The sequence below is a fragment of the Paenibacillus cisolokensis genome (assembly GCF_050481165.1).
Taxonomy (GTDB): domain Bacteria; phylum Bacillota; class Bacilli; order Paenibacillales; family Paenibacillaceae; genus Paenibacillus_AH; species Paenibacillus_AH cisolokensis.
The window spans coordinates 57739-73731 of the sequence record NZ_JBCNFP010000005.1 but is presented as its reverse complement, the minus strand read 5'-3'; the positions used below and the strand labels follow the sequence as shown (position 1 = coordinate 73731).

12 protein-coding genes are annotated in these 15993 nt (G+C 63.5%); 1 reads left to right on the top strand and 11 read right to left on the bottom strand.

Going from position 1 to position 15993, the window contains the following annotated elements:
- The first annotated feature begins 46 nt into the window (after positions 1-46).
- Positions 47-784: a hypothetical protein gene (locus tag ABEV74_RS01230; RefSeq protein WP_430142894.1), complete on the top strand. Its 738-nt coding sequence runs from the start codon at positions 47-49 to the stop codon at positions 782-784.
- 7 nt (positions 785-791) lie between these two features.
- Here the strand turns inward: ABEV74_RS01230 and ABEV74_RS01225 are convergent, their stop codons facing one another.
- The 11 genes from ABEV74_RS01225 to ABEV74_RS01175 all read right to left on the bottom strand — a co-directional run bounded on the left by ABEV74_RS01225 (position 792) and on the right by ABEV74_RS01175 (position 15678).
- A complete protein-coding gene (locus ABEV74_RS01225) occupies positions 792-2102 on the bottom strand; it encodes an amidohydrolase (protein WP_430142893.1) in 1311 nt (436 codons plus the stop codon).
- 67 nt (positions 2103-2169) lie between these two features.
- Entirely contained in the window at positions 2170-3570 is a 1401-nt protein-coding gene (gene fumC, locus ABEV74_RS01220) for a class II fumarate hydratase (RefSeq protein ID WP_430142891.1), read from the bottom strand.
- Positions 3571-3729: 159 nt separating this feature from the next.
- Positions 3730-4398: a bifunctional 2-keto-4-hydroxyglutarate aldolase/2-keto-3-deoxy-6-phosphogluconate aldolase gene (locus tag ABEV74_RS01215; protein WP_062496102.1), complete on the bottom strand. Its 669-nt coding sequence runs from the start codon at positions 4396-4398 to the stop codon at positions 3730-3732.
- Between the two features lie 169 nt (positions 4399-4567).
- A complete protein-coding gene (locus tag ABEV74_RS01210) occupies positions 4568-4762 on the bottom strand; it encodes a hypothetical protein (protein ID WP_430142889.1) in 195 nt (64 codons plus the stop codon).
- A 194-nt stretch (positions 4763-4956) separates the two neighbouring features.
- Positions 4957-5169 carry a hypothetical protein gene (locus tag ABEV74_RS01205; RefSeq protein WP_430142887.1) on the bottom strand — a complete coding sequence of 71 codons (213 nt, stop codon included), beginning with the start codon at positions 5167-5169 and terminating at the stop codon, positions 4957-4959.
- Positions 5170-5293: 124 nt separating this feature from the next.
- Positions 5294-5737, bottom strand: coding sequence for a PaaI family thioesterase (locus tag ABEV74_RS01200; RefSeq protein WP_430142886.1), 444 nt, complete (start codon positions 5735-5737; stop codon positions 5294-5296).
- A 15-nt stretch (positions 5738-5752) separates the two neighbouring features.
- Positions 5753-7459, bottom strand: coding sequence for a long-chain-fatty-acid--CoA ligase (locus tag ABEV74_RS01195; protein ID WP_430142884.1), 1707 nt, complete (start codon positions 7457-7459; stop codon positions 5753-5755).
- 15 nt (positions 7460-7474) lie between these two features.
- A complete protein-coding gene (locus tag ABEV74_RS01190) occupies positions 7475-9274 on the bottom strand; it encodes an acyl-CoA dehydrogenase family protein (protein ID WP_430142882.1) in 1800 nt (599 codons plus the stop codon).
- A gap of 29 nt (positions 9275-9303) precedes the next feature.
- Complete coding sequence (locus ABEV74_RS01185; RefSeq protein WP_430142880.1) at positions 9304-10551, bottom strand: thiolase family protein; 1248 nt, start codon at positions 10549-10551, stop codon at positions 9304-9306.
- 205 nt (positions 10552-10756) lie between these two features.
- Positions 10757-13117: a 3-hydroxyacyl-CoA dehydrogenase/enoyl-CoA hydratase family protein gene (locus tag ABEV74_RS01180; protein WP_430142910.1), complete on the bottom strand. Its 2361-nt coding sequence runs from the start codon at positions 13115-13117 to the stop codon at positions 10757-10759.
- Positions 13118-13263: 146 nt separating this feature from the next.
- Positions 13264-15678: a (Fe-S)-binding protein gene (locus tag ABEV74_RS01175; protein WP_430142878.1), complete on the bottom strand. Its 2415-nt coding sequence runs from the start codon at positions 15676-15678 to the stop codon at positions 13264-13266.
- Between the last annotated feature and the right edge of the window lie 315 nt (positions 15679-15993).

Here is a 15993-nt window from a genome sequence, read left to right as displayed (position 1 = left end):
CAATTCTCGGCTTGAAGACATAAGCTTAAGGCAGGTGGAGCTTCCCATGAAACGACAGGCGCCCATTCGCCTGCTGCTGTGCGCTGCGCTGCTGTCGGTCATCGCGGCGCTGTCCGGATGCGCTTCGGGCGAGGCGCATGTAACGGTTAATCTCGACGGGTCGGCCGATTTGAAAGTGAAGACGGAAATCGCCCCCGCCGTTCTCCGGACCGTCGGGCAGGAAGATTTGCCGATGCGGCTGGCGGAGCGGCTGAAGCGCTGGAACATGACGGTCGAGGAGCCGGAAACGGATGGAATGGCAGGGTTTACGGCCAGCCGCCATTTTACGAGGGAAGAATTGAGCGGGAACGGCGAATTTCCGGCCGTTCCCGGCCTTCGTGTCGACCATTCAACCGAAAAGCGGCTGTTTACGGTCAAACACCGGATTCGGATCGAAGCGGATCCGCTGGAATGGGTGCCGGAGACCGCGCGCCGGCAGCTTGAAGAACGGCTCGGCTTGCTGCAATCCGCTGCCCGCACCCTGGCGGAGCGCCAGCTTTCCCTCCGCGTCGCGGTCACGCTGCCGATCCGATGGTCGGATCATAACGCCGATCAGGTTGCCGACGGAGGCCGAACGATCAGCTGGCAGCTATCGCTATTCGAGCCGAATGTGCTGGAGATGGAGGCGGCCGTGCCGCGCGCCGGCGTGATAGCGGCTGCCGGCGGCGGATTGCTGCTCCTTCTCATCGCCGGCATCGTCGTTTTCTTTCGCAGACGGAAGAAGTGCAGCCAGCGGATCGGCTAGACGGCCCTCAGACGCCTTCCACGATGCGCGCGGCGCGGACGGCAGCTTCCGCAAGCAGCTTCTCCTCGTCGATCGTCAGCAGCCGGCGCGACCGCATAAGCGGCACGCCGTCGACGAATACGCTGTCCACGTCGCCGCCCGCCGCGGCGTATGCGATAACCGCTTCCGGATCATGAAGCGGCTGCAGATGAGGCTGCCGCAGGTCGATCAGCAGCAGGTCGGCCTTCTTCCCCGCTTCTAGCGTCCCGACCTCCGAGTCGATGCCGAGCAGCCGGGCGCTGCCCGCCGTCGCCATGCGCAGCGCCCGCCCCGCCGGCAGTGCGGTCGGGTCCTGAGCCGCAAGCTTCTGCAGCCAGGCCGCGGCCCTGATCTCCGCGAACATATCGAGCGTCGTCGCGCTGCCCGCGCCGTCGGTCCCGATGCCGACGGCCACCCCTTGCTCCATCAGGGCGGCGACCGGCGCAATGCCGCATCCGAGCTTCGCATTGCTGACCGGATTATGAGCCGCCCCGCCCCGCATACCGCGCAGCAGACGGATGTCTGATGCCGACAGATGAACCGCATGCGCGAGCAGCACATGCGCTTCGTCGAACAGCCCGAGGTCATGCAAATATTCCGTCGGCGTCTTGCCGTAACGTTCCCGTATGATCGCGGTTTCCTCGACCGTCTCGGCCAGGTGGATATGAATCGGAATCCGCTTGCGGCCGGCTTCACCGATCAGTTCCTTGAGAGGCTCCGGCGGGCAGAGATACGGCGAATGGGGATCGAGCATCGTCGTGATGCGCCCGTTCGCTTGGCCCGACCATCGCTCGATCAAATCCCAGCCCTCCGCGAGCCGCTTGCCGCCGTCATCCTCCGCCAATGCGAGGCCGCGCGCAAGTGAAGCCCGCATGCCCGTCTCCGCAACTGCCGTCGCAATCTGTTCCATATGAATGTACATATCGGCGAACGCGGTCGTTCCCGAGCGGATCATCTCCGCCATCGCCAGTTGCGCGCCCCAGTAGATATCTTCTTCGGTCATCCGGGCTTCTGCCGGAAACATTTTGCGCTCCAGCCAATCCATCAGCTTCAGATCGTCGGAGAAGGCCCGCAGCAGAGTCATCGGACTGTGCTGATGCGCATTGATCAGCCCCGGCATCGCCGCCATCCCTTCACCGGATATGATTTCGTCACCGGGGTGTTGCGAAGTAACACTTGGTCCTACCGAAGCGATACGGCTTCCTTCCAGCACAATGTCCCCGCGAAACGGACGGTCCCCTTCCTTCATCGTCATAATGAGGACATTCCGAATGATCGTTCTCGTTTTGGCGCCATGCATCTTCTCAAGCTCTCCTCTCGTCATCGTTTCGTTCGAGAAGAGCATAAACGTTGCCGCAGCGTGAAGGTCAAGCGGAGGGGCCGATCATTCGCTCCGGCCGCACGATTTCGTCGAACCGTTCCGCGCTCAGCAAGCCGCTCGCCACGGCAGCCTCCTTCAGCGTCAAGCCTTCGGCATGAGCGCGCTTGGCGATCGCCGCCGCGTTCTCGTACCCGATATACGGGTTCAGGGCGGTGACCAGCATCAGCGAACGTTCCAGATTGCGCGCGATCGCCTCCTTGTTCGGCCGGATGCCGACGGCGCAGTTGGCGTTGAACGACCGCATCGCGTCCGCCAGCAGACCGGCCGATTGCAGGAACAGATGCGCGATGACCGGCTTGAACACATTAAGCTGAAAATGCCCTTGGCTGGCCGCGAAGCCGATGGCCGCGTCGTTGCCCATAACCTGGCAGACGACCATCGTCAGCGCCTCGCTCTGCGTCGGATTGACTTTGCCCGGCATGATCGAGCTGCCCGGCTCGTTGGCCGGAATGATGATTTCGCCGATTCCGCTGCGCGGGCCGCTGGCCAGCAGTCGAACGTCATTGGCGATCTTCATCAGATCGGCCGCCAGCGCCTTCATCGCGCCGTGAACGAATACGAGCTGATCGTGGCTGGTCAGCGCATGGAACTTGTCCGGGGCGGTAACGAAAGCTTTGCCCGTAAGCGCGCTTACTTCCGCGGCCGCGACAGCGGCAAAATCGGGATGGGCATTCAACCCGGTGCCGACCGCCGTGCCGCCGAGCGCCAACTCCTTCAAGCCTTCGGCCGCCGAGCGGATCATGTCCCCCGTTTTGCTCAGCATTTCGCGCCAGGCGCCGATTTCCTGGCCGAGCGTCAGCGGCGTCGCGTCCTGCAGATGCGTCCGGCCGATCTTGACGACATCCGCAAATTCGCGGGCTTTCGCATCCAGCGTCGACCGAAGCTCTTCCAGCGCCGGAAGCAGCATGTCTTCCACCGCCAGCGTTGCCGCAATATGCATCGCGGTCGGGAACGTGTCGTTGGAGCTTTGCGACCGGTTGACGTCGTCGTTCGGATGGATGCGCAGCGAAGACCCTTGATCGGCCAGCAGCGCGTTGGCGCGATTGGCTATGACTTCGTTGACGTTCATATTCGTCTGCGTACCGCTGCCGGTCTGCCAGACGACGAGCGGGAAGTGGTCGTCGAGCCGTCCATCCGCGATTTCATCCGCCGCGCGGGCGATCGCTTCGGCTTGTTCGGCCCCCAGCACGCCGAGCTTCAAGTTCGCCTGCGCGGCCGCCTTTTTGACCAGCGCCAGCGCTTTTACAATTTCGATCGGCATACGTTCCGTGCCGATGCGGAAATTTTCGAGGCTGCGCTGCGTTTGCGCGCCCCACCAGCGATCGGCGGGAACCCGCACTTCCCCCATCGTATCCTTCTCGATCCGGTAACCGTTCTGTTCTGCCATCGATAATCTCCTCCTTTTCCTTTTATCCTATTGTTGCCCGAACGGAAGGGGGATTAATTGCGGCAACCGATCATGGCCAAAAACGGGACGTCTCCGAGACGTCCCGCTTCCTCTGAGCCGCTGTCCGGCGGCATGCCGCATCCCCGCCGCCTGCGCTTCTCAGCGCCGGACAGCGTTCCGATACGCTTCCATATAAGCGGCGGCTTGCCGCTCGATCAACGTATAGTCGCCGGTTTTCACCGCTTCCTTCGTCAAATCGCTCCCGATGCCGACCGCCACCGCTCCGGCCTGAATCCACTCTTTCAGGTTCGCAAGCGATACGCCGCCCGTCGGCATAATATTCGCTTGCGGCAGCGGCCCCTTGATCGCCGAAATGATGCCGGGCGAGAACGCGTTGCCTGGAAACAGCTTCACGATATCGACGCCGAGCTCCAGCGCGCTCTGAATTTCCCCGATCGTCATGGCTCCCGGCATGACCGGCACGCAATACCGATTGCACAATTTCACCGTGTCCGGATTGAGCGAAGGCGCTACAACGAATTCGGCACCGGCCATAATGGCCGCCCGCGCGGTCTCCGGATCCAGCACCGTTCCGACGCCGATGATCGCATAGTTCTCGTCATCCGGAGAAGCCGAGCTGGAAAACTCCCCGGCCAGCTGTTCGACCGCCCGCAGCGCGAACGGCACCGTCATCGTAATCTCGATCGCCTTGATCCCGCCTTTGACGGCATGGCGCGCCATCCGCGCGACATCCTCCGGCGAGTCGGCCCGCAGCACCGCCACGACACCCGCATCCGCCACTTTCCGCAATATGTCCGGCTTTTTCATCAATTCGCTTCATCCCTTTGCGCAGTTGTATGATCGTTACTATTGGCGATTATCCGGTGAATTTCCTGCCGAAGAGACAAAAAAATACATGCTGCAAGCTTGTCCGACACAAAATAAGGGCAACCCCTCAGACTGAACGAACAAGCCTGCCGGGGTCACCCGTCTTCAATCACAAGCTGTCGGCTCCGGAATTCATCTTGCCGAGCTCATGCTCCACCAATAGGGTAAGCTCATCCTCGTATCCGCCCGTAATCCGGTACTTGCGGATATAATCGCGAACGAACTTGCGAGGATCCTTGGGCTGAAAAATTCGCGTCAGTTCCTTCAGGCTTTCTTTGACTTCATTCTGGCTATGCTTGGCCATGAAATCTCCTCCCCTATCGTTGGATAGTCGCCCTACAATGGCAGAAGGGCAAGAATATACGCGGCTCAAGACCGCCAATCCCCTTCCGGTCCAGGCAATCCCATGGTGCGCCGAGGTACAAGAATGTTTCAATTTTTCTAACTATTATAACACTTTAAGCTCCACGGGAAAAGAGAACATGAGCGGACGACCGTTCACCGCCGATTTCCGTCCGCTTCGTCGCTCGAATGCGGCTCCGCCCGGACATCCTGTTTTCCAGCCGGGTCCGCAGGTTCTTCCGAATGGGGAAAGGCGGGACCGCCCGTGCCTTTTCGAAACATGCGCAGATAAGCGACCACCCCCAATAACGCCACCGCTATGCCGAAGATCAGCCCGAGCGTCGTCACCCAGCCTTCCACCGCTTCCATAATCCCGCCCCCTTTCCATACAAAAACGGCCCGCCCTCGCCGGGCGAGTCGTTATTTTCCATATATAGGTTATTATATCGAAACAAATGGGGGCAAGCAATGAGATGTCGAGGACTGTCACATTTTATTCTTTTTTCGCCTTTCGCCGAAACGCTCCGGTACCCCAAGCCACCAGTTCCCCATCGTCGCCGATGACTTTTCCTTGCATGGTCAGCGTCCGGGGCGACCGGTGAATTTGCTCCGCTTCGCAAACCAGGATGCCGCCCCGGCTGCTCGTCAAGAAGTGGACGCCCAGCTGCGCGGTTACGATTTGGTCGTCCGGATAAGCCATCATGGCCGCAAGCCCCATCGCATTGTCGAGCAAAGAAGCGATGACGCCGCCATGAACGATGCCGATCAGGTTCAGATGCTGCTCCCGGGTTTCCAGACAGATCGTCGCCTTACCGGCTTTTGCCTGCACGATTTCGCAGCCGAGCAGCCCCCAGAACGTCGATTGGGCGGACGCGGCAAGCCTTGTCAGATGGCCCGCCTGATCGGCCTGCTGCACAAACCAGTTTTCGCCAGCCATATGCGGCACGCTCCTTTACGACTCTTCTTCCTCCAGCAGCTTTCGCCGCAGCACCTTGCCCACCATCGATGTAGGCAGCGAGTCGCGAAATTCGTATAGATGGGGCACCTTGTAAGCCGCCAGCCGCTCCCGGCACCACCGGTCAAGTTGGGGACGCGACACCTGCCAGCCGTCCCGCAGCACGATGAACGCTTTGACCGTTTCGCCGCGGTAGGCGTCCTTCACCCCGACGACCGCCGCCTCGCGGACAGCCGGATGCTCATACAGCACTTCCTCCACTTCGCGCGGATACACGTTAAACCCTCCGGCAATGATGACGTCCTTGATCCGGTCAATAATCGTAAAATAACCGTCCGCATCCATCGTCGCCAAGTCGCCCGTATGAAGCCAGCCGCCCTTCAGCGCCAGTGCCGTTTCCTCCGGCCGCTGCCAGTAGCCTTGCATCACCTGGGGACCCTTGACGACGAGCTCGCCGATCTCGCCGGCCGGCACCGGCTCGCCTGTCGCCGGATCGACGACGGCGGCGTCCGTATCGGGGAACGGCACGCCGATCGTCCCGATTTTGCGCAGCCCCCAGATCGGATTGGCATGGGTGACGGGGGACGCTTCGGTCAGCCCGTATCCTTCGATCAGCCGGCCGCCGGTCAGCTTCTCGAACCGTTCCTGCACGTCGAGCGGCAACGGCGCCGAGCCGCTGATGCATACCTCGATCGACGACAGGTCGGCCGTCCTGGCATCCTGGTGATGATTTAAGGCCACGTACATGGTCGGTGCTCCCGGAAAAATGTTCGGCCGCTTCTGCCTGATCGTCTTGATCACCGCATCCGGTTCAAAGCGCGGCAGCAAAATAAGCAGCCCCGCCCGCAAGACCGAATAGTTCATCAGCACTGTCAGCCCGAAGACATGAAAGAGCGGAAGCGCCGCAAGAAAACGCTCGCTGCCGCCGACCGTCCGGTAGCACCAGGCCGCCGTCTGCACCGTATTGGCAACCAGATTCCGGTGGGTCAGCATAACCCCTTTCGGCCTGCCGGTGGTGCCGCCCGTATATTGCAGCAGCGCCAGATCGGCCGCGGGATCGAGCGGCACTTCAGGCGGCTCGCCCGCAGCGCCGGCCAGCAGCCGGCGGTAAGCATGCACGCCCATTCTGCCGTAAGGAATGTCGGCGCGGAACCCTTCCTTGCGCTGCTTCAGGGGATAAAGCGCGTTTTTCGGAAACGGCAGCGCATCCTTCAGCGACGTGACGATGACATGTTTAAGCTCGGGCAGCGGACCGGACTCGGGGCGTTCCCCCCGCACCCGGGAGAGCCGCGGATACAGCAGATCAAGGGTAACGATCGCCGACGCTCCGCTGTCGGCCAGTTGGTATTCCAGCTCCCGCTCCATATAGAGCGGGTTCGTCTGGACGACGATGGCGCCGATCGACAGCGCTCCGAAGTAAGCCGTGACGGCCTGCGGGCAGTTCGGCAGCATAATGGCGACGCGGTCGCCCTTGGCGATGCCGAGCGACGAGAGGGCCGCCGCCATCCGGTTGACGTCCGCCAGCAGCCGCCGGTAAGCGGTCTTCTTGCCGAGAAAATAAAGCGCCGGCCGATCGGGGTGCTTCGCGGCGGCATCCCGCAGCAGCTGCGGGATGCCGCAATCGGGATAATCGAGCTCCGGCGGCACTTCCGCCGGATAGTGACGGAGCCAGGGGCGGCGCTGCGGCTGTTCGCTTCGTTCCATCGCGTCCCTCCTCCTCTATACCACGTAGCGTTCGGCGGCAATGACGCGGGCGGCGACGGCCCGTTTCAGCGCAATCGTATCGGCGAGCGGGGCGCGCGTCAGCTTTTTGAGCACCGACAGCTGGACTTGCAGCCCGTCGCCCTGCTCGAGCGCAGCGAGCGTCCGTTTGGCGAGCGATTCTATCCGCTCCATCGCTTCCTGGACGAAGATGGCGCTCATCCGTACGGCGTTGCGGGCGCTGTCCGGCACGCTCCGCTCGTCGTGCGCGCCTCCGGCGCGTTGCAGCATTTTTTCCGTACGCAGCAGCGCGCTCTCCATTGCGTAAATCTGAATCATCATATCCGCCAGCGCGCACAGCACCTCCTGCTCCTGCTCGAGCTGCGGACCGTATTTTTGCACCGCCTGGCCGCCAACGGCCAGAAATATCTTTTTCGCCTGATCGAGCCGGTACTTCTCTTTGCCGAGCAAGCCGTCGAATGCCGGCAGCGGCTGCGGCCGCAGCAATTCCTCTTGCAGGGCGCGCGCTTTGCGCAGCAGCGGCAATTCGCCCTTCAGCACCTTCTTCATCAACGCGCCGGGAATAAGCATCCGGTTAATTTCATTCGTCCCTTCGAAAATGCGGTTAATGCGGGAATCGCGGTAGATCCGCTCGACCTTGTACTCGCGGATATAGCCGTAGCCGCCGTGAATTTGCACCCCTTCGTCAGCCACCTGATCGAGCGCTTCGGAGGCGAACACTTTGATGATCGAGCATTCGAGCGCGTATTCCCCGATCGCTCTTGCCGCCTGCATGCCCGCATCCGGCGCGTCGGGATCGGCGCCGGCGAGCGTCTCGTCGATCAGCCCAGCCGTGCGGTACACCATGCTTTCCAGCACATAGGTGGCGGTGTTCATTTCCGCCAGCTTCGCGCCGATCAGCGGAAAGCTCGATATTTTCTGTCCGAACTGCTTGCGCGTATTGGCATAGGCGGAAGCGAGCGCGATCGTCTCCTTGGCGGTGCCGAGACAGCCCGCGCCGAGCTTGAACCGGCCGATGTTCAAAATGTTGAAGGCGATCAGATGGCCTTTTCCGACTTCGCCGAGCACGTTGCCGACCGGCACCCGGACGTCCTCGAAGTAGAGCGGGCAGGTCGACGAGCCCTTGATGCCCATTTTATGCTCCTCAGGTCCGACGCTCAGACCCGGCGACGAGCGCTCGACGATGAACGCAGTAAAATGTTCGCCGTCCACCTTGGCGTACACGATAAACAGATCGGCAAAGCCGGCATTCGTGATGTACAGCTTGGAGCCGTTCAGCACATAATGCGAGCCGTCCGGCGACAGCCGCGCGGTCGTGCGGGCGCCGAGCGCATCCGAGCCCGAGGCCGGTTCGGTCAGACAGTACGCCGCAATTTTCGCCCCTGTCGCCAGCTCGGGAAGATACTTCGCTTTCTGCTCCGGCGTACCGAAGAAGACGATCGGCAGCGTGCCGATACCGACATGCGCGCCGACGGACAGCGCAAACGACGATGCCGGGGAGAGCGTCTCCGCCAGCAGCGTCGTGCTGACCTTGTCAAGGCCGAGTCCGCCATAAGCTTCCGGCACATCCGCCCCGAGCAGGCCGAGCGTTCCCGCTTTGCGCATGAGCTCCACCGTCAGTTCGTAGTCCAGCCCTTCGATGCGGGCATCGACAGGACGGATCTCGCCTTCCAGAAACGCCCGCGCCGCATCCGCCATCAGAAGCTGCTCCTCTGTAAAATCTTCCGGGGTCACAACCGACGCCGGCGAAACATTCTCGATCGTGAACCAGCCGCCCTTTCGCCCACTATCCTTCATACCGTCCGCTCCTTTCCGTATCGCATGGGCTATGCCTCGACCTCGAACACGCCGGCCGCTCCCATCCCGCCGCCGACGCACATCGATACGACTCCGATTCCGCCGCCGCGCCTGTTCAGCTCATGAACGAGCGATACCGCCAGTTTCGTCCCCGTGCAGCCGAGCGGATGGCCGAGCGCGATCGCCCCGCCGTTGACGTTCACCTTGGCGGGATCGAGCGCGAGCTGCTCGATAACCGCCAGACATTGCGCCGCGAACGCTTCGTTCAGTTCGAACAGATCGATCTGTTCGACCGTCAGTCCCGACCGGCGCAGCGTCAGCGGAATCGCCTTCACCGGCCCGATGCCCATAATTTCGGGCGGAACGCCGACGACGCCGAAGGCGCGGAACACGGCGAGCGGTTTCGCGCCGATCGCGTCCGCCCGCTCGCGGCTCATGACCACGACAGCCGCCGCTCCGTCGCTCATCTGCGACGCATTGCCGGCCGTCACCGTGCCTTCCCGGGCGAAGGCCGGCTTGAGCGCCGCAAGCCGCTCGGGCGTCGTGTCCGGCCGCACCCCTTCGTCGGTATCGAACACGAACTCGCGGGACCATGGCCGGCCGCTGTCGTCCACGCCGGAACGGCGTACGGCAAGCGGCACGATCTCGTCCCGGAATCGTCCCGCTTCAATGGCCGCCGCCGCCCGCCGATGGCTCTCCGCCGCGAACGCATCCTGCGCTTCCCGGGTAACGCCGTAGCGGCGGGCCACCTCTTCGGCCGTATGGCCCATTCCCATGTACGCCTCCGGCATCGTGGCGGCAATGTACGGATGCGGAGACAACTTGAAGCCGGTCATCGGCACATGGCTCATGCTCTCCACTCCGCCGGCCACCACCGCGTCCGCATAGCCGAGCCGGATGCGGTCCGCCGCCATGGCGATCGCCTGCAGCCCGGAAGCGCAGAAGCGGTTGACCGTGACGGCCGGCGTCGCGGCGTCCAGCCCGGCATACAGCGCCATGATGCGCGCGAAATTCAGCCCTTGCTCCCCCTCCGGCATGGCGCAGCCGATAATGACGTCTTCGATGTCGCCGGGCCCGAGGCCGGGCACCCGCTCCAAAGCGGCGGCGAGGACGGCGCGGCCGAGATCCTCCGCCCTCGTTTCGGCGAGGCTGCCTTTTTTCGCCCGGCCGACAGCGGTGCGGACAGCCGCCACGATGACGGGATCGCGCGGATGCGCGGGGCCGAACGGCCGCTCGCGGCCGCCCACCCGCGATTGCGGTTGAGACGATGCTTCCATAAGCTGATTCCTCCTTTCACGAACTAGCCGGTGCGCGTGCGACTGGCTGAGGGAGGGGCGCTGCTTACGCACCTGCAGGGCCCTATCCACGCGCGGGCGACCGGCCGGGGCGCTGCTTGCGCACCTGCAGGGCCCTATCCACGCGCGAGCGCGGCCGCGGCCCCGGTCTCGCGCAGACGCCCGCGCAAAACTGCCGGCGCATCTGTCAGTTTCGCAGCGGCTTTCCGGTCGCCAGCATATGGCGCATTCTCTCCTGCGTCAGCGGTTCGCCGCACAGGCTGAGGAACGCTTCGCATTCGAGGTCGAGCAAATACGCCTCGCTCACCTCGGCGCCCGGAGCCACATCGCCGCCCGTCAGCACATGCGCCAGCTTGCCGGCGATCAGCGCATCGTGGCTGCTGATATAGCCGCCGAGCCGCATGGAGTGAACGGCCGTGTCCAGCACCGCCCGCCCGTCGCGGCCGGCCACCCGGATGCGGGCATCCGCGGCGGGCGGCGCATATCCCGCCCGATCCAGCTCCAGCACCGCCCGCTTCGCTTCCGCAATGCGGCCGTCATGGCGGACCGCCACGGCATCCCCCGGCCGCGTCAGACCGAGACGAAACGCCTCGTGTCCGCTCGTCGAGGTGCGGGCCATCGCGATCGTCTCGAACAGCGCAGTCAGATGCGGCTGCAAATCCCCGCCTTCTCCGGCGCGGGCAGCCGCCAGCGCGGCCGCCTCCTTGCACCCGCCGCCTGCCGGAATAAGACCGACGCCCGTCTCCACAAGTCCGAAATACGTTTCCGGCGAGAACACAATCCGGTCGGCGGGCAGGCACACTTCGACCCCGCCGCCGAGCGTCATCCGGTGCGGGGCGGCGACGACCGGACGGTCGAGACGCTTGAGCCGCAGCATGCTGTCCTGGAAGTAGCGGATGATCTCCTCGACTTCATCCCATTCCCCGCTTTGGGCTTCCATCAACAGCAGCATCAGGTTGGCGCCGACGCAGAAGTTGCGTCCCTCGTTCGCCAGCACAAGACCGCGCCAATTGCGCTCGACTTCCGCGACGCTATCCCGGATGGCGGCCAGTATGTCGCTTCCGATCGCATTGTTGCGCGAATGAAATTCGAGGCACACGACTTCGTCCCCGATGTCGATAAGCGAGGCGCCCGCATTGCCAAGCACCGTCTTTCCTGCTGCTTTGAGCCTGTCGAGCCGGATTTCGTCCGGCTGAACCTCTTCTTCCTTGTAGCGTCCATGCGAAAAATGGTACCGTACCGCCCCCTCCTCCCGGTAAAAGCCGGCATGGCCTGCGGCAAGCCACTCGGTTACCCATGCCGGCACCGCGTCGCCCTCGGCCTTCATCCGTTTAACGGCAGCCTCCGCTCCGATGGCGTCCCACAACTCAAAAGGACCGAGCTCCCAATTGAAGCCCCAGCGCATCGCCCGGTCGATATCACCGATATCGTCGGCGATAACTCCGACCAGTCCGGCCGCATACAGCAGCGTCCGCTTCAGCGACGTCCAGGCGAACTTCGCATGCGGATGGCCCGGATCGGCGCTGAGCAAGGCTTTCACTTTGGCCGCCGTACCTTTCGCCGATTTGGCCGCTTCGATCACCGGCGAGGCCGCTTCCCGCTTCGGCCTGTATTCCAGCGTCGTCCAATCGAGCGTCTCGATTTCGCTCGCGCCGTCCGCCCTTTTCCGTTTGCGGTAAAACCCGGCGCCGCTCTTCTCGCCGAGACGGCCCCGGTCGACCAGCCGCTGAAGCAGGGCGGGACGGGTGAAAGCGGCCCGTTCGGCCTCGTCTTCGCTGCGCTCCCTGACGTTGTCGACCACATGCAGAAGCGTATCGAGCCCGACCAGATCGAGCATGCGGAACGTCGCCGTCTTGGGACGCCCCATCGCCGGACCGGTCAGCGCATCGGCTTCCTCCACGGTCAGGCCGAATGCGGTCATCGCTTCCAATGTTGCAAGCATCCCGAACGTACCGATCCGGTTCGCAATGAAATTGGGCGTGTCTCGCGCGATGACCACCCCTTTGCCGAGCCGCCGTTCGCACACGTCGCGCAGCCGCTGGGTGGCGGCAGGGTCGGTGTCCGGACCGGGAACGAGCTCGACCAGCTTCATATAACGCGGCGGATTGAAAAAATGCGAGGCGAGAAAATGGCGGCGGAACGTCTTCGACCTCCCTTCTGCCAGCGCCGTCACCGACAGCCCGGACGTGTTCGTGCTGACGATGGCATCATCCCGCCTCACGCCGTCGATCTGCGCCAACACGGCGCGTTTCGCGTCCAACCGTTCGACGACCGCTTCAACGATCCAATCGGCATCGGCCAATGCCGCCAGATCGTCCGCCAAATTGCCCGTTGCAATCCGATTCGCAAAGGAAGGATCGTACAGCGGCGCCGGACGGGCGGTGGCCAGCCGCTGCACCGCGTCTCTCGCCAGCCGGCTGCGTACGGCGGGATCGGCGAGCGTAAGGCCGCGCCGTTCCTCCTCCGGCGTCAGACGATCCGGCACGATATCGAGCAGCAGGACGGACATGCCGGCATTGGCCAGATGGGCGGCGATGGCCGCGCCCATAACGCCCGATCCGACAACCGCCGCCCGCCGAATCGGACGATGCGTTGACGTCACGAATATTCAACCTCCTTAAACGTTTATTCAGCTAAATTCCGGGTTCGGCATCCGGCACATTGCTACCTGCGCCTTCTTTCGCCTGCTTCCGGCTAGCCGGCCAACGGTTCGCCGAAGACGGCGGCCGCGAGCAGCTCCGCGGCATCTCGTGCCTTGACCGTTTCCTCCGCCTCCAGCAGCTTGATGCCGTCTTCCATCATCGTCAGGCAATACGGGCACGCGGAGCCGATGACGGTAGGTCCGACGGCAAGCGCCTGGGCCGCTCGCGCCTCGTTCACCCGGACGCCTCCCTTCTCCTCCATCCACATCAAGCCTCCGCCTGCTCCGCAGCACATCCCCCGCTCCCGGGAACGCTCCATCTCCTTGAGCGCAATGCCCGGAATGGAGCGGATGATGGCGCGCGGAGGATCATAAATGCCGTTATACCTCCCCAAATAGCAGGAATCGTGATACGCGACCGTCTCCCTGACCGGATGAACGGGCTTCAGCTTTCCTTCCGCCACAAGATTCGCCAGCATTTCGGTATGATGCTCCACCCGCACGCCGGACGGCAGACCGAAATCCGGATATTCGTTCCGGAACGTATTGTACGTATGCGGGCAAGCGGTCACGATGCGGGTGATGCCGTATTTTTTCAAAATGGCGATATTCTCGCGGGCAAGCTCCTGAAACAGCAGTTCGTTGCCGAGCCGCCGCGCCGTATCCCCCGAATTCCGCTCTTCCGACCCGAGCGAAGCGAAGCGGACCCCGGCCGCATCAAGCAGCCGGACAAGATCGAACAGCACGCGGCGGCTCCGGTTGTCGTAAGCGCCCATCGATCCTGCCCACAGCACGATTTCCGGCCGTTCGCCGCGGCGGTGCAGCTCCTGCACGGACGGAACGGCAACGCCGGTTCGCCGTTCGCATTCGGCCATCCAGCCGCTTCGTTCGGCGCGCGGCAGCCCCCACGGATTGCCCTGCCGCTCGATATTTTGCAATGCCCGCTGCCCGTCGGCCGGCAGCGTACCCTGCATCAGCACGAGATGACGCCGCAGGTCGACGATTTTGTCCACATGCTCATTGCCGACAGGACATTGCTCCTCGCAGCTGCGGCAGGTGGTGCAGGCCCAAATTTCGTCCGGCGTCATGACGCCCCCGACCAGTTCCACTTCGTCCGGCTGCCGGTCTGCCTTGGTCCAGCCTTGCAACTGGGCCGCCATCGTCGGCGCGATCGCCGTTCCTCCCCGAGTCCCCAACTCCGCCCAATGCGGTTTGACCGCCGCCATCCGGTGCGCCCCGTCCCCGCTATCGAAGCGCCGTCCGCTCGCAAACAGCCATTCCGGTACCCAAGGGGACTTGCCGGTTACGGCCGCCCCCCGCTCGTTCAAATGGTCGCGCAGCTTGGTGATCAGATGCATCGGCGACAGCAGCTTGCCGGTGGACGATGCCGGGCATACATTGGTGCAGCGCCCGCACTCCACGCAGGCGTACAAATCGAGCAGCTGCTTGCGGGTAAAATCGCCGATCTCCCCCGCTCCGAACGACTCGGCCGATTCATCCTCCAAATCGAGCGGAGCGAGTCTTCCCGGCGGAGTCCGGCGTTTCAGCCAAAGATTGACCGGAGCGGTAATCAGATGAAAATGTTTCGATTGCGGGATGTAGACCAAAAACGAGTACAGCACGAGCAGATGCAGCCACCAGAACAGCTCATGCAGCGCGGCGGCGGCAGGCGGTCCCAGACCGATCGTCGCGAACAGGTCGGCAAGGGCGGACGATACGGGCGCATAGCCGGCGGGCGGCAGACCGGTTCCGGCTTCGGCAATCCGTTCGAATGCCGGCGCGAGCAGCACCGTCGCCATGAGCGAGCCGATGAACCAGATGACATACGATGGCTTCCATCCCCGCTTCAGCCGCGGCAGTCGTTCGACGTACCGCCGATATGCGGCGTACAGGACGGCCGCCAGCACGGCCGTCGCCGTCACTTCCTGGACCAGGGTAAATGCGTCGTAGGCGGGATAAGGGAGCGGGCGGCCCGCCAGCCCTTTCCAGATCAGATCAAGCGCGCCGAATTGCAGCACAATGAAACCGTAAAACATGACCGCATGCATCAGGCCGCTGCGAACATCCTTGAGCAGCTTGCGATGGCCGAACGTCTGCATGAGCCAGTCACCGGCCGCCCGCAGACCGGCATGGCCGCCGCTTAGGGCTCCGGGCCGGACCGCGCCGCGCCCGCCCGCCCGGTCCCGGAAGCCGCCTCCGCCGGGAGTGCCGCTATCGTTGCCGCCGGCGTCTTCCGCAAAGTCGCCGCTGCGGACTTCGGGGCTGCCGGCTCGCCCGCCGGGGTTTGCCGCCGGGGTCAACCGTTCGGCGCTGCTCTTGCTCCGGCCCTCTCCCGCAAAAGGCGGCCTGCCGAGGCGCATATACCCGATCCGCCGGGCGACGGCGGCCCCGAACAGATAGCAGGCGCACACGGTCGCGGCCGCGAACAGCGTCCACCTTAACGCCGCGATCCAAAACGCGGCATCCATCAATGACATCCCTCCTCTCTCGTAAAGCCGCCCGGGTCCGATATTGGATAGGGCCGTTTCGGCCTTGCTGGCCCCGAGGTGACCTCCGGGACGACTTTCCTCGCTAGCCCCGAGGCGATCTCGAGGCGGCTTTCCTCTGCCCCCGAGGCGAACTCCGAGGAGAACTCCGAGACAGCTTTACTCGCTGGCCCCGAGGCGCCCCCCGGACGGCCGGTTCCTGCGCGGACAAGTTGTTAGCGCTTACAAAAAGAGTCGTCGCTTCAGTGTATGAGCAAGAACTTCCGAACATGCCCGATAGGGCCGATAACTATGCCC